This is a genomic window from Streptomyces sp. NPDC048278, assembly GCF_040652195.1.
Lineage (GTDB): Bacteria > Actinomycetota > Actinomycetes > Streptomycetales > Streptomycetaceae > Streptomyces.
Window position 1 is genome coordinate 165,696 of record NZ_JBEZLP010000018.1, and the last position, 21,359, is coordinate 187,054.

The window sequence follows — 21,359 nt, forward strand, 5'->3', positions numbered from 1 at the left end:
CGGAGGGGGCGGACGGGGCTCCTAGAGGGCGCAGCTGTCGGTGCCCACCTGCTGGCTCGCGGTACGGCCCCGGGCGATGTCCGCCTGGATCTCGTCGGCCGTGAGGGCGTACCCGGTGTCGGCGTCGTCCAGTGACTTCGCGAAGACGACCCCGTACACCCTGCCCTCGGGCGTGAGCAGCGGGCCGCCGGAGTTGCCCTGGCGGACGGTCGCGTACAGCGAGTAGACGTCGCGGCGGACGGTGCCGCGGTGGTAGATGTCCGGGCCGTTGGCCGTGATCCGGCCGCGCACCCGGGCGGGCCGGACGTCGTACGAGCCGTTCTCCGGGAATCCGGCGACGATCGCGCTGTCGGTCGTCTCCGCGTCCTTGGCCGAGAACTTCAGGGCCCTGGCGCGCAGGTCCGGCACGTCCAGTACGGCGATGTCGCGCTGCCAGTCGTAGAGCACGACCTTGGCGTCGTACTTGCGGCCCTCGCCGCCGATCTGGACGGTGGGCTCGTCGACGCCGCCGACCACGTGCGCGTTGGTCATGACCCGGCGGTCGGCGAAGACGAAGCCGGTGCCCTCCAGGATCTTGCCGCAGCTCTGCGCGGTGCCCGTGACCTTGACGATGGACTGCTGGGCGGTGGTGGCCACCGCGCTGTTGGCGAGGGCCGGGTCGGGCGGCGAGACGTCGGTGATCGGCTCGTTGGCGAACGGGCTGAAGACCTGCGGGAAGCCGTTCTGCGCGAGGACCGCGGAGAAGTCCGCGAACCAGTTGTCGGCCTGGTTGGGCAGCGCTCTGGACACCCCGAGCAGCACCTTGGAGTTGCGCACCTCCTTGCCGAGGGTCGGCAGGGTGGTGCCCGCGAGGGCGGAGCCGATCAGCCAGGCGACCAGCAGCATCGCCACCACGTTGACCAGGGCGCCGCCGGTGGCGTCCAGGGCGCGGGCCGGGGACCAGGTGATGTACCGGCGCAGCTTGTTGCCCAGGTGGGTGGTGAGCGCCTGGCCGACGGAGGCGCAGACGATGACGACGACCACGGCGACGACCGCGGCGGTGGTGCTCACCTCGGCCTTGTCGGTCACCGCGTCCCAGATCACCGGCAGGACGTAGACGGCGACGAGTCCGCCGCCCAGGAAGCCGATCACCGACAGGATGCCGACGACGAACCCCTGGCGGTAGCCGACGATCGCAAACCACACGGCGGCGACCAGCAACAGGATGTCCAGCACGTTCACCGAGTCAAGCCTCGCCTCGTCACTTCACGATCACCACAGGTCGGCCGGGGGTCCGGCCCGCCGCGAAGCGGCAATCGGACGCGGCGTCCCCCGGGAAGACACTCAACGGTGGACACCCTGTCATGACCGCCAGTCGAGCGTGACCAGCTTCTCGCGGTCCCAGGAGCGCTCCCATCCCGCATAGTGCAGCAGTCGGTCGATCACCCCGGCCGTGAACCCCCACACCAGGGTCGATTCGACCAGGAATGCCGGACCTCGGTGGCCGCTGGGGTGCACGGTGGTGGCCCGGTTGGCCGGATTCGTGAGATCCGCCACGGGGACCGTGAAGACCCTCGCCGTCTCGTTCGGATCGACCACGCCCACCGGTGTCGGCTCGCGCCACCAGCCCAGCACCGGGGTGACCACGAACTTGCTCACCGGGATGTACAGCCTGGGCAGCACCCCGATGAGCTGGACACCGGCCGGATCCAGCCCGGTCTCCTCCTCGGCCTCGCGGAGAGCGGCCCGCAGCGGCCCGTCGGCCTTCGGGTCGCCGTCCTCGGGGTCGAGGGCACCGCCGGGGAAGGACGGCTGCCCGGCGTGCGAGCGCAGCGAACCGGCCCGCTCCATCAGCAGCAGCTCGGGCCCCTGCTCTCCCTCACCGAACAGGATCAGCACGGCCGACTGCCGTCCCGCCCCGTTCTCCGGGGGCAGGAAGCGGCTCAGCTGGAGCGGCTGGACGGTCTCCGCGGCCCGCACCACCGGGTCCAGCCACTCCGGCAGCCCCTCCTTGCTGAGCGCCACATCCCCGCGTGGACCGTCCGTCTGCGCCTTGCTGTGTGTCACGGCATCCCCCGTCCTGCCCTGCTCCCCCGTCCTGCTGCCCGTTCCAACGCCCGAAGTCTCCTTGATCGTTCCGTTCTCCGTCCCTGAGAAGACCCCTGGGTCATGTCCCTGATACGGCGCCCAGCGGCGGCGCCGGCCGGCCGCCCGCGTCCAGATAAGCCTGCGGCGGCTTGAGCCGCTGGCCGGGGAAGCCGCCCTTCTCGTACTTGAGCAGCTTCTTCGCCTTCTCCGGGTCGGTCTCGCCCTCCCCGTAGGCCGGGCAGAGCGGGGCGATGGGGCAGGCACCGCAGGCGGGCTTGCGGGCATGGCAGATCCGGCGGCCGTGCCAGATCACGTGGTGCGAGAGGTCGGTCCAGTCGCTCTTGGGGAACAGCGCGCCGACGGCGGCCTCGATCTTGTCGGGGTCGGCCTCCGCAGTCCACCGCCAGCGCCGGACCAGGCGCTGGAAGTGCGTGTCCACGGTGATGCCGGGGCGCCCGAAGGCGTTGCCGAGCACGACGAACGCGGTCTTGCGGCCGACGCCGGGCAGCTTGACGAGGTCTTCGAGCCGGCCGGGCACCTCGCCGCCGAACTCCTCCACCAGCCCCTTGGAGAGCCCTATCACCGACCTGGTCTTGGCCCGGAAGAACCCGCACGGCCGCAGGATCTCCTCGACCTCCTCCGGGTTGGCGGCGGCCAGGTCCTCGGGGGTGGGGTACTTCGCGAACAGCGTCGGGGTGGTCTGGTTGACCCTGAGGTCGGTGGTCTGGGCGGACAGCACCGTGGCCACCAGGAGCTGGAAGGGGTTCTCGAAGTCCAGCTCTGGGTGGGCGTACGGGTACACCTCGGCGAGCTCGCGGTTGATCCGGCGGGCCCTGCGGACGAGCGCGGCCGGCGACTCGGTCTTCCCGACGGGCTGCGCCTGCCCGACAGCGGGCTTCTCGGCCGCAGCCTTCTTCGCCGTCGTCTTCGCGGCCGTCGCCTTCTTGACCGTCGCCTTCTTGACCGCCGCTTTCGTGGCCGGCGCCTTCTTGGCCGGCGCTGCCTTCTTCGCCGTCGTCTTCTTCGCGGCAGCCTTCTTCGCGATGGGCGCCTTCGCGGCGGGCGCCTTCGCGGCGGGCGTCTTCACCGTCGCCTTCTTGGCGGCTTTCACCGCTTTCGTCGCCTTTTTCGGCTCACCGGAGGCAGCATCGGACCCTTGTTCGCCCACAGCGGAATCACCTCGTACAACCACCCGCCCAGCCCCCTTGGCCTGTGCTCTCACCGGCGATTTGGACACCCGGCCAGCCTAAAGCCCGGCACCGACATCCGCCCCGGACCCTGAAGATCAGCCCCCGATTGGACCCCTGCCGCTTACCCAGGCACACCTGTGCGGCATCCTTGTGACAGATCACACTGTTTGGACGGTCCAGCAAAATGGGGAGCACGGTCCCCTGGTACCAAGGGGGAGCAAGATCCCCTGAGCAGGTCGACAAGGAGAGAACTCGTGGACGACGTTCTGCGGCGCAACCCGCTCTTCGCGGCGCTCGATGACGAGCAGTCCGCGGAGCTGCGTGCCTCCATGAGTGAGGTGACCCTCGCGCGTGGCGACTCCCTGTTCCACGAGGGCGACCCGGGCGACCGGCTCTATGTCGTCACCGAGGGCAAGGTCAAGCTCCACCGCACTTCCCCCGACGGCCGCGAGAACATGCTCGCCGTCGTCGGCCCCGGCGAGCTGATCGGCGAGCTGTCGCTGTTCGACCCGGGTCCGCGCACGGCGACCGCGACCGCGCTGACCGAGGTCAAGCTGCTGGGCCTCGGCCACGGCGACCTCCAGCCCTGGCTGAACGCGCGCCCCGAGGTGGCCACCGCCCTGCTGCGCGCCGTCGCCCGCCGACTGCGCAAGACCAACGACGCCATGTCCGACCTCGTCTTCTCCGACGTGCCGGGCCGGGTCGCGCGTGCCCTGCTCGACCTCTCGCGCCGCTTCGGCGTGCAGTCCGAGGAGGGCATCCACGTCGTCCACGACCTCACGCAGGAGGAGCTGGCCCAGCTGGTCGGCGCGTCCCGCGAGACCGTGAACAAGGCACTGGCGGACTTCGCCCAGCGCGGCTGGCTGCGCCTGGAGGCGCGGGCCGTGATCCTGCTGGACGTCGAGCGCCTGGCCAAGCGGTCCCGGTAGCGCCGGTTTCTGGGGGCTCTCGCCCCCAGACCTCCGCGTCGTCGGCCTCCGGCCTCGCCCTCAAAGGCCGGACGGGCCGGTATCTGGTTCCCCATGTCTGACACAGTCGCGTCCCGGGGCCTCGACCCCCTGGGCTTCATAGAGCGCGAGGGCTCGCACGCGCGCGTGCCGCTCGTGTTCCGTCCCGTGGTCGCCGCCGCCCGTGACCGGCTCCTGGACGTCTTCGGGGCGCGCCTGGACAGCGCCTACCTCTACGGCTCGATCCCGCGCGGCACCGCGCGGCCGGGACGCAGCGACCTGGACCTCGTGGCCGTCCTGCGCGAGGAACCGGCCGACGCCGACCGGGACGCGGCCCGCGCCCTCGGCGAGGCCGTCGACAAGGAGTTCCCGCAGACCGACGGGGTCGGCACCCTGCTCTACTCCCGCGCACGGGTGCTCAGCGACCTGGAGCGGTACGACATCGGCTGGTTCGTGGCCTGCCAGTGCACCCCGCTGCTCGGCGAGGACCTCGCCGAGTTCCTGCCCCGCTACCGCCCCGACGCGGTGCTCGCCCGCGAGACCAACGGCGACCTGGCGCGGTACCTGCCGCGCTGGCGGGAGCGGATCACGGCCGCCGAAGACACCGAGGACAGCCTGCGGCCCCTGGTGCGCTTCATGTCCCGGCATCTCGTCCGCACCGGCTTCACCCTCGTCATGCCCCGCTGGAACGGCTGGACCAGCGAGCTGCGGGAGATGGCCGAGGTGTTCGCCGGCTACTACCCGGAGCGGGCCGGACAGCTGCGCCGGGCGGCCGTACTGGGATACGAGCCGGTCGGCGACCGCGCGGTGCTGCGCTCGTACGTCGACGACCTCGGCCCGTGGCTCGCCACCGAGTACGCGCGCGTGCACGGCGTGAAGGCGCCCCGGCCGGAGGGCTGGGACTAGAACCCGGCGCTAGGTCTCGGCGCTGGAGCCCGGCACGAGAGACCAGCGCGGGAGACCAGCGCTAGATCTCGGACTGGATCAGCCCGTGGTCGGTCAGGTACTCCAGCTGGGCCCGTACCGACAGTTCCGCCGCCGGCCACAGGGAGCGGTCCACGTCGGCGTAGACGTGGGCGACGACCTCGGCGGGGCTGCGGTGGCCGTTCTCCACGGCCGTCTCGACCTGGGCCAGCCGGTGGGCGCGGTGGGCCAGGTAGAACTCGACGGCGCCCTGGGCGTCCTCCAGGACGGGTCCATGGCCCGGCAGGACGGTGTGGACGCCGTCGTCGACGGTCAGCGAGCGCAGCCTTCGCAGGGAGTCCAGGTAGTCGCCCAGCCGGCCGTCCGGATGCGCCACGACCGTCGTACCGCGTCCCAGGATGGTGTCGCCGGTGAGGACCGCGCGGTCGGCCGGGAGGTGGAAGCTCAGCGAGTCGGCGGTGTGGCCCGGGGTCGGTACGACCCGCAGCTCCAGGCCGCCGGTCGTGATCACGTCGCCCGCGGCCAGGCCCTCGTCGCCGAGCCGCAGCGCCGGGTCGAGGGCACGCACGCGGGTGCCGGTGAGTTCCGCGAACCGCGCGGCGCCCTCGGCGTGGTCCGGGTGGCCGTGGGTGAGGAGGGTGAGCGCGATGCGTCTGCCGGCCTTCTCGGCCGTGTCGACGACGTTCTTGAGGTGGCCGTCGTCCAGCGGGCCCGGGTCGATCACGACGGCCAGGTCGGAGTCGGGCTCGGCGACGATCCAGGTGTTGGTGCCGTCCAGGGTCATCGCGGATGCGTTGGGCGCCAGCACGTTGACGGCCCGCGCGGTGGCGGGCCCCGGGAGGACTCCGCCGCGCGGCTGGCCCGGCAGTGCTGCTGCGTCCGTCATGGTCAGGCTCCACCGGTCGTCAGGTCGGTCGGTATGTGCTTGGTGAACTCGTCGTGGCCCGGCCAGGTCAGGACGATCTCGCCGGCCGCCAGCCGGGCGCGGGCCAGCACCGGGGTCATGTCCCGTGCGGGCGCCCCGGCGAGCGTCTCGGCGGCCGTGGCGTAGGGCTGGAGCTGGCGCAGGGTGGCGATGGTGGGCGGCATCATCAGCAGCTCGCCCTCGTCGTAGCCGGCGGCGGCGTCCGCCGGGCGGATCCACACCGTGCGGTCGGCCTCCGTGGAGGCGTTGCGGGTGCGCTGGCCCGCGGGCAGGGCGGCGACGAAGAACCAGGTGTCGTAGCGGCGACTCTCGAACTCCGGGGTGATCCAGCGCGTCCAGGCGCCCAGCAGGTCGGAGCGCAGGACCAGGCCCCGCCGGTCGAGGAACTGGGCGAAGGACAGGTCACGGGCGACCAGGGCCGCGCGGTCGGCCTCCCAGTCGTCGCCGGTGGTGTCGCCGACGACGGCGTCCGGAGCGGGTCCGGCGAGCAGGACGCCCGCCTCCTCGTACGTCTCCCGGACGGCCGCGCAGACGATCGCCTGGGCGCCCGCCTCGTCGACGCCGAGCCGGTCGGCCCACCACGCGCGCGTGGGGCCCGCCCAGCGGACCTGGTGGTCGTCGTCGCGCGGGTCGACGCCGCCGCCCGGATACGCGTACGCGCCTCCGGCGAAGGCCATGGAGGCGCGTCTGCGCAGCATGTGGACGGCGGGACCGTCCGGGGTGTCCTTCAGGAGCAGCACGGTCGCCGCACGCTTGGGGGCCACCGGCACGAGGGTGCCCTCCGCGTGTGCGCGGATGCGGTCCGGCCACTCGGGGGGATACCACTGTCCATCGGCCATTACCGGAGGCTATCCCGTGGTGCGCGAATGTTCGAGAGGGGCTTCGGCGGACCACCCGTCACGGACCGCCCTCCGGCTCCGGTCGGCTACGGCTCCGGTCGGCTACGGCTCCAGCTCGACCTGGACCTCCACCTCGACCGGCGCGTCCAGCGGCAGCACCGCGACGCCCACCGCACTGCGCGCGTGCACGCCCTTGTCTCCGAGGACCTCGCCGAGCAGCTCGCTGGCGCCGTTGATCACGCCCGGCTGCCCGGTGAAGTCGGTCGCGGAGGCGACGAAGCCGACGACCTTCACCACGCGCGCGACCCGGTCCAGGTCACCGGCGACGGACTTCACGGCGGCCAGGGCGTTCAGCGCGCAGACGCGGGCGAGCTCCTTGGCCTCCTCCGCGGTGACCTCGGCGCCGACCTTGCCGGTGACCGGCAGCTTGCCGTCCACCATGGGCAGCTGGCCGGAGGTGTAGACGTACGCACCGGACCGTACGGCCGGCTGGTAGGCGGCGAGCGGCGGGACGACGGCCGGCAGCGCGAGACCGAGTTCGGCCAGCTTGGCCTCCACGGCGCTCACGACGACTTCTCCCGCTTCAGGTAGGCCACGAGCTGCTCGGGGTTGGGCCCGGGCACCACCTGGACGAGCTCCCAGCCGTCCTCGCCCCAGGTGTCCAGAATCTGCTTCGTGGCATGGACGAGCAGCGGCACGGTTGAGTATTCCCACTTGGTCATGTGGGCGACTGTATCCGCTGTGACGGACGGGACACGTGGCCCACCGCACGCACGGTTATCCACAGCCTCCCGCGTGAGTGTCCGGCCGACTGGTTAGTCTCGAAGATGTGAGCAGGCTCCAGGTCGTCAGCGGCAAGGGCGGGACCGGAAAGACGACGGTCGCCGCCGCACTCGCGCTGGCCCTCGCGACCGAGGGGAAGCGGACGCTTCTCGTGGAGGTCGAGGGCCGGCAGGGCATCGCCCAGCTCTTCGAGACGGAGGCGTTGCCCTACGAAGAGCGGAAGATCGCCGTAGCGCCGGGAGGGGGTGAGGTCTATGCGCTGGCCATCGATCCCGAACTGGCCCTTCTGGACTACCTCCAGATGTTCTACAAGCTCGGCGGGGCGGGCCGGGCGCTGAAGAAGCTCGGCGCGATCGACTTCGCCACCACCGTCGCGCCCGGCCTCAGGGACGTGCTGCTGACCGGCAAGGCGTGCGAGGCGGTGCGCAGGAAGGACAAGGCCGGGCGGTTCATCTACGACTACGTCGTCATGGACGCCCCGCCGACGGGCCGCATCACCCGCTTCCTGAATGTCAACGACGAGGTGGCCGGGCTCGCCAAGATTGGCCCGATACACAATCAGGCGCAGGCCGTGATGCGGGTGCTGAAGTCCCGGGAGACGGCCGTGCACCTGGTCACTCTGCTGGAGGAGATGCCGGTCCAGGAGACCGCCGACGGCATCGCCGAACTGCGGGCCGCGCGGCTGCCGGTGGGCCGGGTCATCGTGAACATGGTCCGTCCCGAGGTGTTGGACGCCGCCGATCTGGAACTCGTACGGACGGTACCGCGCACCGCCGTGGCGCAGACGCTGTCGGCGGCCGGGCTCGGCGGGGCGCGGCGCGGCGGGAAGGCCGAGCAGCTGGTGGACCCGCTGCTCGCGCAGGCCGCCGAGTACGCCGAGCGGTACGCGCTGGAGCACGAGCAGCGCGCGGTCCTCGCCGAGCTGGACCTGGAGCGGCACGAGCTGCCGTTGCTCGCCGAGGGCATGGACCTGGCGGGCCTGTACGAACTCGCCACCGAGCTGCGGGAACAGGGGATGTCATGACTCCGGATCCGGACCCGGCCAAGGAACCCGCAGGGGACCCCGCCAAGGAACCGGCGCAGGACGGCGCGCGCCGGCTGGCCCACGCGCCCGTGCTCGACATCGATCCGCTGCTCGACGACCCGGAGACCCGGATCGTGGTGTGCTGCGGCTCGGGCGGGGTCGGCAAGACCACCACCGCGGCGGCCCTGGGCCTGCGGGCGGCCGAGCGCGGGCGCAAGGTCGTGGTGCTGACCATCGACCCGGCCCGGCGGCTCGCCCAGTCCATGGGCATCGACTCGCTGGACAACGTGCCGCGGAAGGTGAAGGGCACCGAGGGCCCCGGCGAACTGCACGCCATGATGCTCGACATGAAGCGCACCTTCGACGAGGTCGTCGAGGCGCACGCGGACGCCGAGCGGGCCGCCGCCATCCTGGCCAACCCCTTCTACCAGTCGCTCTCGGCGGGCTTCGCGGGCACGCAGGAGTACATGGCGATGGAGAAGCTGGGCCAGCTGCGGGCCCGGGACGAGTGGGACCTGATCGTCGTCGACACCCCGCCCTCCCGCTCCGCCCTGGACTTCCTCGACGCGCCCAAACGCCTCGGCTCCTTCCTGGACGGCCGGCTGATCCGCCTGCTCACCGCGCCCGCGAAGCTCGGCGGCCGTGCGGGCATGGCCTTCCTGAACGTCGGCATGTCGATGATGACCGGCACGCTCGGCAAACTGCTCGGCGGGCAGCTGCTGAAGGACGTACAGACGTTCGTGGCGGCGATGGACACGACGTTCGGCGGGTTCCGCACGCGCGCGGACGCGACGTACAAGCTGCTTCAGGCGCCCGGTACGGCGTTCCTGGTGGTGGCGGCTCCGGAGCGGGACGCGCTGCGGGAGGCCGCGTACTTCGTGGAGCGGCTGGCCGCGGAGGACATGCCGCTGGTCGGTCTGGTCCTCAACCGCGTCCACGGCAGCGGCGCCGGCCGGCTGTCGGCCGAGCGGGCGCTCGCCGCCGCGGAAAATCTTGAGGAGCCCCGCATTGTGGATCAGAGGGGCGGGAAAGCTGGACTTCGTAACTCTCCCGACACGTACGGCAGTTCTGAATCACCCGCGCCTGTGCCGTCCGAGTCCCGGCCCGACGAATCCCCCTCGTCCGGGCCCGCGGACATGACTGCAGACACGACTCTCGACACGGCTGCGGACACGACTGACGAATCCCCCTCGTCAGAAGGTCCCGACCGCACCGTCGACCAGCTCACCGCAGGCCTGCTGAGGCTGCACGCCGAGCGCATGCAGCTGCTCTCCCGCGAGCAGCGCACACGTGACCGCTTCACCGCGCGCCACCCCGAAGTGGCCGTGGTCGAAGTGGCCGCGTTGCCCGGCGATGTCCACGACCTCACGGGGCTGCGGGACATCGGCGACCGGCTCGCGGCCGGCCGGCCGGAGCTGCCGTAGACCTGCGCGGTCTGTTCGTGGACCCGTCCGGTCTAGCTCACGGCCGCGTAGTTCTCGTACACCTCGTCGCTGTCGAGGGGGACGATTCCGGTCCCCCGCTCGTACTCCGAGCGCGCTGTCTCCAGGAGCCTGCGCCAGGAGGTCACGGTGGGCCGCCTGCGCAGCAGTGCGCGACGCTCCCGCTCCGTCATGCCTCCCCACACGCCGAACTCGACGCGATTGTCCAGCGCATCAGCCAGGCATTCCGTGCGTACCGGACATCCGGTGCACACCGCCTTGGCCCTGTTCTGCGCTGCTCCTTGAACGAACAGTTCATCCGGATCGGTAGTGCGGCAGGCAGCCTGCGCACTCCAGTCGGTTACCCAGCCCATACCGGCGCCGTCCTCTCCCGAATCGAGGCTCCCCCACGGCGGCAGCGGCATATTCACCGCCGCCAGTTGAGGACGTTACGGAAGGTGGGCACAGCGCAACACCCCCTTCGGGCCCAATCTTGAATGGCCCGAACGGACTATGGGTAAGCGGCAGATCACCCGCGGGAGTGAGCTGGCGACATGCGTGATCATCGCGGCAAACCGGGACAGCTGCGGTGCGCCACAACGGACGCCGAGTGACACACGAGGCGGATTCGGACACGCCATCAACACTTCACCCGAAAAAAAGTGGGCAGGATCCGAAACGATTCGGGGTCGCCGGACGTATTGATACGTGACCGCACTGCTGTGACAGTTGAGAGCAGCTTAGGCCAAGGCCTGTACGTGTGTCCGGCGAATGGCAAGGTAGACCGTTCATGTCGTCGTGCCGTCGGGCACGGTCGCCGGTGTCGCCCTCTATGTCACGATCCGGCACTCGAACATCCCGAGAGCCACCCGCTCACCCGGAATGCTCATCCCCACGGATTAGGCTGCCCCCATGCCAAAGAAGCGCTCGGGCGGTGGTCTGTCGACCACGCAGCAGGCCGCCAAGTTCCTCGGTGTCAGTGTGCTCGCGGGAGCCGTGATGGCGGGCATCGCGCTGCCCGCGGCCGGGGCACTGGGCCTCGCGGCCAAGGGTTCGGTGCAGGGGTTCGACGAGATCCCGGCCAACCTGAAGAGCCCGCAGCTGAGCCAGCGCACCACCATCCTCGACAGCAAGGGCAACCAGATCGCCCAGGTCTACTCCCGTGACCGCACGGTGGTGGAACTCAAGGACATCTCGCCGTACATGCAGAAGGCGATCGTCGCGATCGAGGACTCGCGCTACTACCAGCACGGCGCCATCGACCTGAAGGGCGTGCTGCGGGCGCTGAACAAGAACGCGCAGAGCGGCGGGGTCGCCCAGGGCGCGTCCACGCTCACCCAGCAGCTGGTGAAGAACTACTTCATCGAGGAGGCCGGCGACGACCCGACCAAGGTCGCCGAGGCCACCCAGCAGACCCTCGGCCGCAAGGTCAAGGAGCTGAAGTACGCGATCCAGCTGGAGGAGAAGCTCGGCAAGAAGAAGATCCTCGAGAACTACCTGAACATCACCTTCTTCGGCGAGCAGGCCTACGGCGTCGAGGCCGCCTCCCAGCGTTACTTCTCCAAGCACGCCAAGGACCTCAGTCTCCCCCAGTCGGCTCTGCTCGCGGGCATCGTGCAGTCGCCGAGCCGCTACGACCCGGTCAACGACGAGGCCGAGGCCACCAAGCGGCGCAACGTCGTGCTCGAACGCATGGCCCAGCTCGGCGACATCTCCCAGGCGGAGGCCGACAAGGCCAAGGAGACCCCGCTCGGCCTGCACGTGACCCAGCCGAAGAACGGCTGCATCACCGCGGTCAAGGGCGCCGGGTTCTTCTGCAAGTACGTCGAGAACGTCTTCCTGACCGACCAGACCTTCGGCAAGACCCGCGAGGCGCGCGCCAAGCTCTGGAACCAGGGCGGCCTGACCATCCGCACCACCCTGGACCCGCAGGCCCAGGACTCGGTGCAGAGCTCGATCAAGGACCACGTCTACAAGTCGGACTCGGTCGCGGCAGCCGCCACCCTCGTGGAGCCCGGCACCGGCAAGATCCTGGGGATGGGCCAGTCCAAGCCGTACGGCTACAACAAGAACGAGACCGAGTACAACTTCTCGGTCGACCGGGACTACGGCGGCTCCAACTACGGCTTCCCGACGGGTTCGACGTTCAAGCCGTTCGTGGCCGCGGCGGCCATCGAGGGCGGCAAGTCGGCGACGCAGGAGTACTCGTCGCCGTACAAGATGAACTACCCGAGCCCCGTGCAGCAGTGCGACGGCAAGCAGTGGGTCAACACGACCGGCGAGCAGGTCGAGAACGAGAACGAGTCCGAGGTCGGGCCGTACCAGATGAAGAAGGCGATGGCGAAGTCCATCAACACCTACTTCGTCCAGCTGATCTCCGACATCGGCCTGTGCCCGGTGGTCAAGATGACCGACTCGCTCCACGTCCACCAGGGCGACGGTTCGAAGCTCCCGCAGACGCCGGCCATCGCCCTCGGCGCGATCGGCCTCTCCCCGCTGACCATGGCGAGCGCGTACGCCTCCTTCGCCGACCGGGGCATGTACTGCACGCCGGTCGCCATCGAGTCGATCACCCAGAAGGTCGGCAACGAGCAGAAGTCGATCCCGGTCCCCAAGTCGACCTGCTCGCGGGCGATGAGCGAGAAGACCGCGGACACGATCAACACCCTGCTGCGCGGTGTGATCGACTCCGGTACCGGTCAGCAGGCCGGTCTGGACGACCGGGAGAGCGCGGGCAAGACCGGTACGACGGACGCCCGTAAGAACGCCTGGTTCGTCGGCTACACGCCCAACCTCGCGGGCGCGGTCTGGGTCGGCAGCGCCAAGCAGAACATCGAGATGACCAACATCACCATCGGCGGCGTCTACCACTCCGAGGTCTTCGGCGCCGACACCCCGGGCCCGATCTGGAAGGACGCCATGACGGGCGCCCTGGAGGGCAAGCAGTCGGAGGACTTCAACCTCGTCGACATCCCGGACGAGAACGACCACGACAAGGGTCACGGGAACGGCAACGGAAACGACAACGGCGGCACCGACACCGGCGGCCTGATCGGCGGTCTCATCGGCGGCACCGACACCGGCGGCTCGACGGACGGCGGCACCACCCCGACCCCGACCTTCTCCCTCCCCGACGGCTTCATCCAGGGGACCACGAACGGGGGCCGCAACGGCAACGGCGGGAACCGGGGCTGATCGACAGCTTCCACTCGCTACGACGGTGGGGCCGCACCTCTCGGAAGAGGTGCGGCCCCACCGTCGTACCGCCTGCTGCCGACCCGCGCGCTGTCAGCCCAGGAGCGTCAGCCCTGGAGCGTCAGCCCTGGAGCCGCTTCTTCACCGCGGCGGCGACACGGCCGCCCTCGGCCAGGCCGGACACCTTCGGGTTCACGATCTTCATCACGGCGCCCATGGCCCGCGGCCCCTCGGCACCCGCCGCCTTCGCCTCCTCGACGGCCTGGGCGACGATCCCGTCCAGCTCCGCGTCGCTGAGCTGCTTCGGCAGGTAACCGGCGAGGACCTCGCCCTCCGCCTTCTCCCGCTCGGCGCTCTCGGCACGGCCGCCCTGGGTGAAGGCCTCGGCCGCCTCCCGGCGCTTCTTCGCCTCCTTGGCGATCACCTTGAGCACCTCGTCGTCGGAGAGCTCGCGCTTCTCCTTGCCCGCGACCTCCTCGTTGGTGATCGCGGCGAGCGTCATCCGGAGCGTGGCCGAGCGGAGCTCGTCGCGTCCCTTGATCGCGGCGTTGAGGTCGTCCTTCAGCTTCGACTTGAGCGTGGTGGTCATGACACCGATTGTCGCAGGTGCCGCATGCCCGACGCCCGCCGATTTACCCACCTCACGTACCGCCCGGTCTCTGGGCGCCCGCCCGGTCTGACACGATGGTCATATGCGCGCTCGATACGGAGTACCCCTGGGAATCGCGGCGTTCGGCGCCGCGGGTGTGTTGTACGCGGCCGGCTTCGAGGTCCGTTCCTTCCGCCTGCGCCGGGTGACGGTCCCGGTCCTCCCGCCGGGGATGCGCCCGCTGCGCGTGCTCCAGGTCTCCGACATCCACATGGTGAGCGGCCAGCGCAAGAAGCAGCGCTGGCTGCAGTCGCTGGCGGGCCTGCGCCCGGACTTCGTGATCAACACGGGCGACAACCTGTCCGACCCGGAGGGCATCCCCGAGGTGCTGGACGCGCTGGGCCCGCTGATGGAGTTCCCGGGCGCGTACGTCTTCGGCTCCAACGACTACTACGGCCCCAAGCCCCGCAACCCCGCCCGCTACCTGCTGGAGAAGGTGAACGGCAAGCACGGCCTGAACGGCAACCCGCCGGTCGTCGGCGCGATCCACCTCCCCTGGCAGGACCTGCGGGACGGCTTCGACGGGGCGGGCTGGCTGAACCTGACGAACACGCGGGGCACCCTGAAGATCGAAGGCGCCTCGGTGGAGCTGACGGGACTGGACGACCCGCACATCAAGCGTGACCGCTATCCGCAGGTGGCGGGCGGCCCGTCCGGTACGGCCGACTTCTCGATGGGCGTGGTGCACGCCCCGTACCTGCGCGTCCTGGACTCCTTCACGGCCGACGGCTACCCGCTGGTCCTGGCCGGCCACACCCACGGCGGCCAGCTCTGCGTCCCCTTCTACGGCGCCCTGGTCACCAACTGCGACCTGGACGCGGACCGCGTGAAGGGCCTGTCCACGCACACGGCCGAGGGCCGTACGTCGTACCTGCACGTCTCGGCGGGCTGCGGCACCAACCGCTACACCCCGGTCCGCTTCGCCTGCCCACCGGAGGCGACGCTGCTGACGCTGGTGGAGCGCAAATAGAACGGGCGGGGGAGCCGGAGGGGGCAGGGGCCCCGGCCGACGGGGTTCCCACCCCGCTAACCCACCCGGCCTAGACCAAAATGCCAGTCATGCCCCCTTCTCCCTAATTTGAGGGCATGACGACTCCTCCGATACCCAGGGACATACCCGACCTCCCCGCGGTGCCGGGCACGCCCGTGCTCATGCCCGGATACGTTCCGGCGACGGCGGTGGTCGCTCCCGTCCGCCGCCCCGCGACCGCGGTGTTCCGCCTCCTGACGGCCGTGCTGGCGTCGGCGGGCGTGGCGCTGGAGCTGCTGCTGGGCAGCCCGGACCGGATCATGGGCTACTTCGGAGTCCAGGCGGCGATACTCCTGACCCTGGTGAGCCTCCTCTCGGCCCGCCGGGCCTGGCAGGCGGGCCGCCCCGTGCCCTCGTCCCTGACCGGTGCGGCACTCCTCTACGCCGTCGTCTCGTCCCTGGTCTACCACCTGCTCCTGGGCCACACGACTCCCCCGTTCTCCATGACGGGCTCGACGCATCTTCCGGTGGCCTGGCACGGCCAGTGGCTGGCCCTCCAGCTCCTCTACACGGCGGCCCCCGCGGCGGCGCTCCTGGACTGGCTCGTCCTCACACCCCGGGCCCGCCTCCACCTGCGCCAGACGCCGGCGTGGATGCTGTACCCCCTGGCCTACCTGACCTTCACCTTCGTCCGCGCGGAACTGCTCCTCCCCGGCACGCCGGGCCGCTACCTCTACCCCTTCCTCGACGCAGAGCAGCACAGCTACCGCGCCACCCTCGCCAACGCCCTCCTCCTGGGCCTCGCGTGCTACGCCCTCGCAGTCCTCCTGGTAGCCCTGGACCACACCCGCCCGAACCCGGTCGGACGCCGCCCCTAAACCGGATTTCGTCTCCAGCCACCAGTGGGCTAAAGTAAACGACGTCGCCGCGACAAGCAGTACAGCAGCGACACCGGGGTGTAGCGCAGCTTGGCAGCGCGCTTCGTTCGGGACGAAGAGGTCGTGGGTTCAAATCCCGCCACCCCGACAGCCGAAGTACAAGGTCAGGGCCGGTTTCCTTCGCGGGAAACCGGCCCTGATTCGTGGTGAGTGACTAACTGAGTGACTACCGGTCCGGGTCGTCCTTGAAAAGGTCGTCCATCACGACCGCTCCGGTCTGGATCACGGGGCGGATCTGCTTCCGGTAGACCTCCTCAGTGACGGCCGTGCCGGAGTGCCCGACAAGGCGCGAGATCTCTTCGAGCGGCACGCCCTTGTCAGAGAGCAGCGACACGAAGCTGTGCCGCAGCTCCCGCGGGGTCCACTCCGCAGCGTTCACACCCTCTGCCTTGGCGATGGCCTGCCGGAAGGCTCGCCGGACGTTCGTGGAGTCGAGTTCCTTGCCGACGGCGGACGCGAACACCAACCCGTGTTCCTCCCATGCGTCGTCTGCGGCGAGCCGGTCCCATCCCTGATCTTCCCAGTGCTGCCAGAGCACCTCTATGCATCGCGCCGGGAGCGCGAGAGTGCGCCGGGACTTCCGGGTCTTGGTGTCACCGCCGGCGCGGACCGACCGCCACACCGCCATGTACGGCGGGATCGGCGGATCGGCGCCTGGCTCGCCCTTGAGAAAGACGTGGTCCCAGGTGAGTGCACGCAGTTCCTCCGTGCGGGCGCCGGTGAGCAGGGCCAGCACGACGTATGCGTGCATGGACGTGCGCTCAGCGGCCTTCAGCACGGATTCGGCTTGGGCGAATGTCAGTGCCTTGGACGGGCGGCCCGGCTGGCCCTTCGGGACGGAGCACAGTTCCACCACGTTGCGCTTCACCTTGTCGCGCGCCATGGCACGCTTCACCGCGCGATTCAGGCACGAGTGAATCCCCTGCAACGTGCGCGTGCTGAGCGTCTTTGCCTTGGTGGCAAGCCACTTGTCCACGTCTTCCGCGCTCAGGTCCCGAAGCTTGCGGGCACCCAGAGAAGGAATCACGTGGTTCCGGCTCAGGATGGTGCAGGTGTCCAGGGTTCCCTTGTCCCGACCGGCCAGGCCGTACATCAGCCAGTCGTTCACCGCGTTCTCGACGGTGTACCCCGAGGGCGCGATGGCAAGGCCGTCCTCATGGTCACGGATGACTTCCTTGAGCTTGTTCTTGGCCTCGGTCTTGGTTTTGCCGCTGCCCTTCTTCACGATGCGCTTGCCGCTCGGGTCGTAGCCGAGGGTCACGCTCGCGATCCAACGCTGGCGCCTCTCATCCCAGTGGAGGCCGCCGTCTCCCCTGCTTCGGCGCTTGGTCACTTCTGCTCTCCTGCCTCGCGCTCAAGCAGCGCGACGTATTCGGCGATGGCGGACGCGGGGATGAGGCGCGCACGTCCCTCCTTGACCGTGCGGAGACGGCCGGCGCGGATCAGTTCGTAGACGACAGTCCGGCTCATGTTCAGGACGCGGGTCGCGTCCTGAACCCGGTAGAGGAGGGGTTCGGTGAACGTGTCGCGCTCAGGCACGGCGAGGGTCACGGGTTCCTCCTCAGATGGGGTTCCGCGGTGTCGGAGCCGGACAGGCCGGACAGCTCCAATTCCGGCTGTCCGGGGTGTTCGTGCTGGTCAGACGGTGTAACCGGACAGGCGGACAGTGCGGACACCTCTTGCGTGCCCTCTGTCCGGGTGTCGGTGTCCGGGTAGTACCGGCCGCTGGGGTCCTTGGTGAGCTGTCCGGCGTCGGCCATGCGGTTGCAGGTGCGCCGGATCGTGTCCAGGTCGACGTTCGGCAACTCGCCCGCCATGTCCTTGGGCTTGGCGCCGGGGTGGGCGCGGACGTGGCGCAGGATCGTGGCGCGGGTGTCGCCGACGGTGTGGTCGGAGACCGGGCCGTCCAACAAGTGCCAGGCACCGGAGGCGGGTTGGAAGCTGAGTGCGTACTCGGCTTCGTCCACGTCGCGGCCGGTGACGTGCAGGATGCCGTCTGCCTGGCCGCGCGCCCGCTTCAGTACGAGGGTGGCGTCAGCGGCTCCGGCGATGCCGTTGGTGCCGGAGACCTCGGTGAGGAAGTCCTCGGAGGCTGCCTTGCGGACGTGGTGGACGAGGACGACGGCCACGCCGTAGTGGTCGGCGAGCCGCTTGGCGTATCCGACGGCGACATAGTCCGCGTCGTAGGCGGAGACGCCGGCCGGAGCCTGGCCGCGCATCTTGGCGAACACGTCGATGACGACCATGCGCGCGTCGGGGTTGCGCTCCAGCCACTGGGCGATGGCCTCGGTGCCGCCCTGGGGGAAGGGCGGGCATTCGGTGACCAGGGTCAGACCGGCGGGGGCGGGCTGTCCTCCGAGGAGTTTGCCCATGCGGGTCTGGAGACGGCGCGGGGTGTCTTCCAGGGCGAGGTAGAGCACCGGTCCGCCCTGAACGGGCACGGAGTCGAACGCCTTGCCTCCGGCCGCGACGGACAGGCCCAGTCCGAGGGAGAGCCACGACTTGCCGACCTTGGGCGGCCCTGCGAGCACGCTGACGCCTTCGGCGAGGATGCCGGGCACGGCCCATTTCGGTTCGGGGAAGTGCGCGGCCATGAGCTGATCGGCCGTCCATGCCGTCCTCGGGCGCTCCCGCTTCGGCGGCGCCGTGGGTGCCGGTTGGGGGTCGCTGGGCACGGAGTACAGATGCAGCGGCGGGATGGGGTTGGCGCTCATGCCGCGACCGTCCTCGGGCGCCGTGCTCCGGCCCGCAGGCCGGAAGCGATGGTGCGCCGTGCCTCACGCTCGCCCTGGCCGACTTGGAGCGCCGCAGTGAGGAGCCAGCCGGTGACGTCGGCCTCGCCCAGCTCGCCCCCGGACACGAGCTGTCCCAGGGCGACCGCGGCGACGTAGAGGGCGTTGTTGTGCTCGTGCGGTCCGGAGCCGGTGACGCGCTCCACTTCGCCGTTGATCGCGGAGCGGAGGAAGGCGGTGCGCCGTCCGTGGCCGGTGAGGGCGACCGTGATGGGCGTCTGCGGGGGCAGCGGTGCCGGGCGCAGGAGGTCGGCGAGCCAGCCCGGCAGGGGTGCCACGGGCCGGTGGTGGGTGACCGTGTACGGGTGTCCGGCGACGGTGCTGCCCGCGCCGACCACGAGTCCGCCCCACGCGCGGGTGTCGACCTTCCACCCAAGGCCGCGGGCGCTGTCCCCGGCCGTGTTGCGCAGGGGCTCGCCCTCGGGCGCGAGGAAATACAGGTGGGTGCCGCCGCTCCAGGTGCGGACGGTGTAGGTGTCGCCGGGGAAGGGCTGGCCGTGGCGCGTGCAGAGCACGGCGAGCACATCGGCGCCGTGGGTGACCCCGTGTTGGGCCCACGTGGCCGGCGGGGTGTCGCCGGGGTGCTTGGGCTTGTCCAGGTCGATGACGATCAGGCCGGAAGGGCCGGTGGCGATACCGACGTTGAAGGCGCCGGCGGACCACGCGCGGGAGATGCGCTCCGGGTTGGTGGTGGCGCGGGTCTCCCAGTCGGAGACGGCCGGGCGCTTGTCACCGGGGATGAGAGGGAAGACGCGCCAGTCACGCGACGCTGCGTCAAGCGCAGAGGTGAGCTGGGCAGAGCCGTCCGGGTACGGCATGCTGGGGGTTCTCCTGTTCTGTCTTCGGGCGTGCAGGGAGAACCGCGGCGGCGGGCGACCTTGCTGGGGATTTCCGCCGCCGCGGCATTGCTACTGGTTCTTGGCCCAAGCGCCGTACTGCTGCCGGACGTACTGGCGCGGATCACAAGCCGTGGCCGTGTCGTCCAACTCGATCAGCCGGTGGGCGGCGCGGGTGGCGAGTTCGGCCGCGTCGCTGGTGACGCTGTCGGTTTCGTCGCTGAGCGCGATGCGGTCCAACAGCGCGGCCTTGCGGAGCCAGAACTCACGGTTGAGCCCGTCGTAGAACGGCCTGTCGGCTGCGGTCCGGGCGGTCCATCCGATCTCGCTGATGATGCTCGGGGCGAGCGCGTACGCCTCTTCCGGCGTGGGCCACGGCTCCGGCGCGGGGCGGTGGTCGGCGGTGAGGTACAGGCGGGTGCGCTGGCCGTCGCGGGTGGGGTGCTGGCGCGCCGGACCGGTGGTGAAGGCGGCGGCCAGGGCCGCCCTGACGCGGTCCTTGTCGGCCGGGTCGCAGATGATGCGGATCTCGAACACGACGTGTCCTCTCAGGGGAGAAAGGGGGGTGTCTGCCTGGTCAGGCGATGTCCAGAGCAAGCTGAGACGGCGCGGGGGCCGCAGCCTCGGGGGCGAACGTGGCGAGCAACGCGCGGTAGGCGAAGTGGGCCTGATGGATGACCACGCCGTTACCGAGGATCTTGAGCTGGTCGGAGCGGGACAGACCCAGCTCCGCATCCGTCACCCAGCCGGGATCGGCGCCCATCATCCATTCCACGAACGCCGGGGACAGCCGACGGTTTCCCTTGGTTCCCGCCTCCGTCGGCTCCGGCGCGGGTCGTCCCAGGACGGCCTCCCAGCGGCGGATGGCGGGCCCGTAGTCGGTGCCGTTGGTGGCCACCCATCGACCGTCCAGGCGTACGGCCTGGCCGGGGAGGTAGTAGTTGCCGGCACGATCGCGCTGGTTCGGGCCGCCATGGGGGCCGTCGGACGCCTTGGGGGTGGGCAGCAGATTCACCACCACCTCGTTCAGCGGCCGGGAGTTGACGGTCAGTAGGTTGGAGGCGCCGGACTTCCAGTCGCGTGCGGCGGGGGTGGGCAGCAGGGTGACAGCAGTGCGCAGGTTCATGCCGCCCTTGCGCTTGGGGGAGGTGCCGGGGCCGCCGGTTCCGTCGGCGGCGGCCGGGGTGGGCAGCAGCCTCAGCTGTCCGTCGGGGGCAGCAAGAACACCACTTCGTCCTCCAGCGTGGGCCCGTGCCCGCCAGCCCGGCGCTTGTCCGGGTGCTGCGGACCGCCGTTCCTGCCGAGCTGCGAAGTCGGGGTCTTCAGCAGCGGGATACGCGACGGCGAACCAGCGGTCGCGGCGGTGGCAGGCTCCGACCTCGGGATCTCCAGCGCGTAGGCACATCCACCGCGCGTCATACCCGATCGCGGCCAGGTCGGCGGCGACGACATCGAGCCCGCGGCTGCGCAGGGCGGCGACATTTTCCAGGAAGACGAGCCGGGGTCGAAGGTGGCGAACGGCTTGGGCGATGGTTTTCCAGAGTCCGGAGCGGTCACCGGCGATCCCTCCCCGAGGTCCGGCGTTGGAGATGTCCTGGCAGGGAAACCCGGCGGTCAGCGACGCCGGACGCGGCAGCGAGGCGGCGAGCGCGGACCAGTCGACGGCGGTGATGTCCCCGAGGTTGTGGGCGTGGGGCAGGCGGGCGGCCAGCAATCGGGAGGCGGCCGGGTCCTTCTCGCCGACCAGGACCGTGGACAGGCCCGTGACGGCTTCCACGGCCAAGTCCAGCGCACCGGAACCGGTGCACAAGCTGATGTTGCCGCCCTCCGACGGTGCGACGGGGCGATGGGTCATGCTG

At 70.4% G+C, this 21,359-nt stretch carries 22 protein-coding genes and 1 tRNA gene; 8 read left to right on the plus strand and 15 right to left on the minus strand.

All coding sequences use genetic code 11. The features are described 5' to 3' along the window. Positions 1 to 21: 21 nt before the first annotated feature. The 3 genes from AB0D74_RS28830 to nth form a co-directional block, all read right to left on the minus strand. On the minus strand, positions 22 to 1,221 hold the full coding sequence (locus AB0D74_RS28830) for a MarP family serine protease (protein ID WP_362593149.1): 1,200 nt from the start codon (positions 1,219 to 1,221) through the stop codon (positions 22 to 24). A gap of 120 nt (positions 1,222 to 1,341) precedes the next feature. Next, positions 1,342 to 2,046: a CoA pyrophosphatase gene (locus AB0D74_RS28835; RefSeq protein WP_362593152.1), complete on the minus strand. Its 705-nt coding sequence runs from the start codon at positions 2,044 to 2,046 to the stop codon at positions 1,342 to 1,344. A gap of 100 nt (positions 2,047 to 2,146) precedes the next feature. Then, positions 2,147 to 3,178, minus strand: a complete 1,032-nt coding sequence (gene nth, locus AB0D74_RS28840; protein WP_362593156.1) for an endonuclease III — start codon at positions 3,176 to 3,178, stop codon at positions 2,147 to 2,149. A 333-nt stretch (positions 3,179 to 3,511) separates the two neighbouring features. Between nth and AB0D74_RS28845 the strand changes: the two genes are divergently transcribed. Further along, positions 3,512 to 4,186: a Crp/Fnr family transcriptional regulator gene (locus tag AB0D74_RS28845; RefSeq protein ID WP_018547939.1), complete on the plus strand. Its 675-nt coding sequence runs from the start codon at positions 3,512 to 3,514 to the stop codon at positions 4,184 to 4,186. A 93-nt stretch (positions 4,187 to 4,279) separates the two neighbouring features. Next, positions 4,280 to 5,110, plus strand: a complete 831-nt coding sequence (locus tag AB0D74_RS28850) for a nucleotidyltransferase domain-containing protein (RefSeq protein ID WP_362593160.1) — start codon at positions 4,280 to 4,282, stop codon at positions 5,108 to 5,110. A gap of 61 nt (positions 5,111 to 5,171) precedes the next feature. Here AB0D74_RS28850 and AB0D74_RS28855 read toward each other — a convergent pair whose 3' ends face one another. The 4 genes from AB0D74_RS28855 to AB0D74_RS28870 form a co-directional block, all read right to left on the minus strand. Next, the gene (locus AB0D74_RS28855) at positions 5,172 to 6,014 is read right to left on the minus strand and encodes an MBL fold metallo-hydrolase (protein WP_362593163.1); all 843 of its coding nucleotides are present in this window, start codon (positions 6,012 to 6,014) and stop codon (positions 5,172 to 5,174) included. Positions 6,015 to 6,016: 2 nt separating this feature from the next. After that, positions 6,017 to 6,892: an NUDIX hydrolase gene (locus AB0D74_RS28860; protein ID WP_362593166.1), complete on the minus strand. Its 876-nt coding sequence runs from the start codon at positions 6,890 to 6,892 to the stop codon at positions 6,017 to 6,019. A gap of 102 nt (positions 6,893 to 6,994) precedes the next feature. Further along, positions 6,995 to 7,459 (minus strand): RidA family protein, encoded by a 465-nt coding sequence (locus AB0D74_RS28865; RefSeq protein WP_351714256.1) that lies wholly within the window; start codon positions 7,457 to 7,459, stop codon positions 6,995 to 6,997. Then, a complete protein-coding gene (locus AB0D74_RS28870) occupies positions 7,456 to 7,614 on the minus strand; it encodes a DUF4177 domain-containing protein (protein WP_362593170.1) in 159 nt (52 codons plus the stop codon). The genes AB0D74_RS28865 and AB0D74_RS28870 overlap by 4 nt, the downstream gene beginning before the upstream one ends. Before the next feature lie 107 nt (positions 7,615 to 7,721). Here AB0D74_RS28870 and AB0D74_RS28875 point away from each other — a divergent pair, with 107 nt between their 5' ends. Continuing rightward, the gene (locus tag AB0D74_RS28875; RefSeq protein ID WP_362593173.1) at positions 7,722 to 8,699 is read left to right on the plus strand and encodes an ArsA-related P-loop ATPase; all 978 of its coding nucleotides are present in this window, start codon (positions 7,722 to 7,724) and stop codon (positions 8,697 to 8,699) included. Next, positions 8,696 to 10,123, plus strand: a complete 1,428-nt coding sequence (locus AB0D74_RS28880; protein ID WP_362593176.1) for an ArsA family ATPase — start codon at positions 8,696 to 8,698, stop codon at positions 10,121 to 10,123. Before AB0D74_RS28875 ends, AB0D74_RS28880 begins: the two co-directional genes overlap by 4 nt. A 32-nt stretch (positions 10,124 to 10,155) precedes the next feature. Here AB0D74_RS28880 and wblA read toward each other — a convergent pair whose 3' ends face one another. Beyond that, the gene (gene wblA / locus AB0D74_RS28885) at positions 10,156 to 10,494 is read right to left on the minus strand and encodes a transcriptional regulator WblA (protein ID WP_132856581.1); all 339 of its coding nucleotides are present in this window, start codon (positions 10,492 to 10,494) and stop codon (positions 10,156 to 10,158) included. Positions 10,495 to 11,032: 538 nt separating this feature from the next. Between wblA and AB0D74_RS28890 the strand changes: the two genes are divergently transcribed. After that, positions 11,033 to 13,315 (plus strand): transglycosylase domain-containing protein, encoded by a 2,283-nt coding sequence (locus AB0D74_RS28890; RefSeq protein WP_362593179.1) that lies wholly within the window; start codon positions 11,033 to 11,035, stop codon positions 13,313 to 13,315. A gap of 121 nt (positions 13,316 to 13,436) precedes the next feature. On the opposite strand, the gene AB0D74_RS28895 is transcribed toward AB0D74_RS28890, so the two are convergent. Then, positions 13,437 to 13,904, minus strand: a complete 468-nt coding sequence (locus tag AB0D74_RS28895; RefSeq protein ID WP_362593181.1) for a GatB/YqeY domain-containing protein — start codon at positions 13,902 to 13,904, stop codon at positions 13,437 to 13,439. Between the two features lie 103 nt (positions 13,905 to 14,007). Here AB0D74_RS28895 and AB0D74_RS28900 point away from each other — a divergent pair, with 103 nt between their 5' ends. The 3 genes from AB0D74_RS28900 (at position 14,008) to AB0D74_RS28910 (ending at position 15,960) form a co-directional block, all read left to right on the plus strand. Next, complete coding sequence (locus AB0D74_RS28900) at positions 14,008 to 14,934, plus strand: metallophosphoesterase (RefSeq protein WP_362593184.1); 927 nt, start codon at positions 14,008 to 14,010, stop codon at positions 14,932 to 14,934. 116 nt (positions 14,935 to 15,050) lie between these two features. Then, on the plus strand, positions 15,051 to 15,812 hold the full coding sequence (locus tag AB0D74_RS28905; RefSeq protein WP_362593187.1) for a Pr6Pr family membrane protein: 762 nt from the start codon (positions 15,051 to 15,053) through the stop codon (positions 15,810 to 15,812). Positions 15,813 to 15,886: 74 nt separating this feature from the next. Further along, positions 15,887 to 15,960: transfer RNA gene (locus AB0D74_RS28910), tRNA-Pro, on the plus strand. A gap of 78 nt (positions 15,961 to 16,038) precedes the next feature. On the opposite strand, the gene AB0D74_RS28915 is transcribed toward AB0D74_RS28910, so the two are convergent. The 6 genes from AB0D74_RS28915 to AB0D74_RS28940 form a co-directional block, all read right to left on the minus strand. Beyond that, positions 16,039 to 17,205 (minus strand): site-specific integrase, encoded by a 1,167-nt coding sequence (locus tag AB0D74_RS28915; protein WP_362593190.1) that lies wholly within the window; start codon positions 17,203 to 17,205, stop codon positions 16,039 to 16,041. Then, positions 17,202 to 17,423, minus strand: a complete 222-nt coding sequence (locus AB0D74_RS28920; RefSeq protein WP_362593192.1) for a helix-turn-helix domain-containing protein — start codon at positions 17,421 to 17,423, stop codon at positions 17,202 to 17,204. Before AB0D74_RS28920 ends, AB0D74_RS28915 begins: the two co-directional genes overlap by 4 nt. Continuing rightward, complete coding sequence (locus AB0D74_RS28925; RefSeq protein ID WP_362593195.1) at positions 17,420 to 18,586, minus strand: AAA family ATPase; 1,167 nt, start codon at positions 18,584 to 18,586, stop codon at positions 17,420 to 17,422. The genes AB0D74_RS28920 and AB0D74_RS28925 overlap by 4 nt, the downstream gene beginning before the upstream one ends. Next, entirely contained in the window at positions 18,583 to 19,482 is a 900-nt protein-coding gene (locus AB0D74_RS28930; protein WP_362593198.1) for a bifunctional DNA primase/polymerase, read from the minus strand. The genes AB0D74_RS28925 and AB0D74_RS28930 overlap by 4 nt, the downstream gene beginning before the upstream one ends. Before the next feature lie 90 nt (positions 19,483 to 19,572). Continuing rightward, the gene (locus AB0D74_RS28935) at positions 19,573 to 20,037 is read right to left on the minus strand and encodes a hypothetical protein (RefSeq protein WP_362593201.1); all 465 of its coding nucleotides are present in this window, start codon (positions 20,035 to 20,037) and stop codon (positions 19,573 to 19,575) included. 40 nt (positions 20,038 to 20,077) lie between these two features. Further along, the gene (locus AB0D74_RS28940; protein ID WP_362593204.1) at positions 20,078 to 21,355 is read right to left on the minus strand and encodes a DNA cytosine methyltransferase; all 1,278 of its coding nucleotides are present in this window, start codon (positions 21,353 to 21,355) and stop codon (positions 20,078 to 20,080) included. Positions 21,356 to 21,359 lie beyond the last annotated feature (4 nt).

Bases quoted from the DNA above. Each gene is read 5' to 3' on its own strand.
- AB0D74_RS28895 (WP_362593181.1), bottom strand. From the start codon at position 13,904: ATGACCACCACGCTCAAGTCGAAGCTGAAGGACGACCTCAACGCCGCG.
- AB0D74_RS28870 (WP_362593170.1), bottom strand. From the start codon at position 7,614: ATGACCAAGTGGGAATACTCAACCGTGCCGCTGCTCGTCCATGCCACG.
- wblA (WP_132856581.1), bottom strand. From the start codon at position 10,494: ATGGGCTGGGTAACCGACTGGAGTGCGCAGGCTGCCTGCCGCACTACC.
- AB0D74_RS28940 (WP_362593204.1), bottom strand. From the start codon at position 21,355: ATGACCCATCGCCCCGTCGCACCGTCGGAGGGCGGCAACATCAGCTTG.
- AB0D74_RS28925 (WP_362593195.1), bottom strand. From the start codon at position 18,586: ATGAGCGCCAACCCCATCCCGCCGCTGCATCTGTACTCCGTGCCCAGC.
- AB0D74_RS28855 (WP_362593163.1), bottom strand. From the start codon at position 6,014: ATGACGGACGCAGCAGCACTGCCGGGCCAGCCGCGCGGCGGAGTCCTC.
- AB0D74_RS28860 (WP_362593166.1), bottom strand. From the start codon at position 6,892: ATGGCCGATGGACAGTGGTATCCCCCCGAGTGGCCGGACCGCATCCGC.
- AB0D74_RS28880 (WP_362593176.1), top strand. From the start codon at position 8,696: ATGACTCCGGATCCGGACCCGGCCAAGGAACCCGCAGGGGACCCCGCC.
- AB0D74_RS28890 (WP_362593179.1), top strand. From the start codon at position 11,033: ATGCCAAAGAAGCGCTCGGGCGGTGGTCTGTCGACCACGCAGCAGGCC.
- AB0D74_RS28930 (WP_362593198.1), bottom strand. From the start codon at position 19,482: ATGCCGTACCCGGACGGCTCTGCCCAGCTCACCTCTGCGCTTGACGCA.
- AB0D74_RS28850 (WP_362593160.1), top strand. From the start codon at position 4,280: ATGTCTGACACAGTCGCGTCCCGGGGCCTCGACCCCCTGGGCTTCATA.
- AB0D74_RS28900 (WP_362593184.1), top strand. From the start codon at position 14,008: ATGCGCGCTCGATACGGAGTACCCCTGGGAATCGCGGCGTTCGGCGCC.
- AB0D74_RS28905 (WP_362593187.1), top strand. From the start codon at position 15,051: ATGACGACTCCTCCGATACCCAGGGACATACCCGACCTCCCCGCGGTG.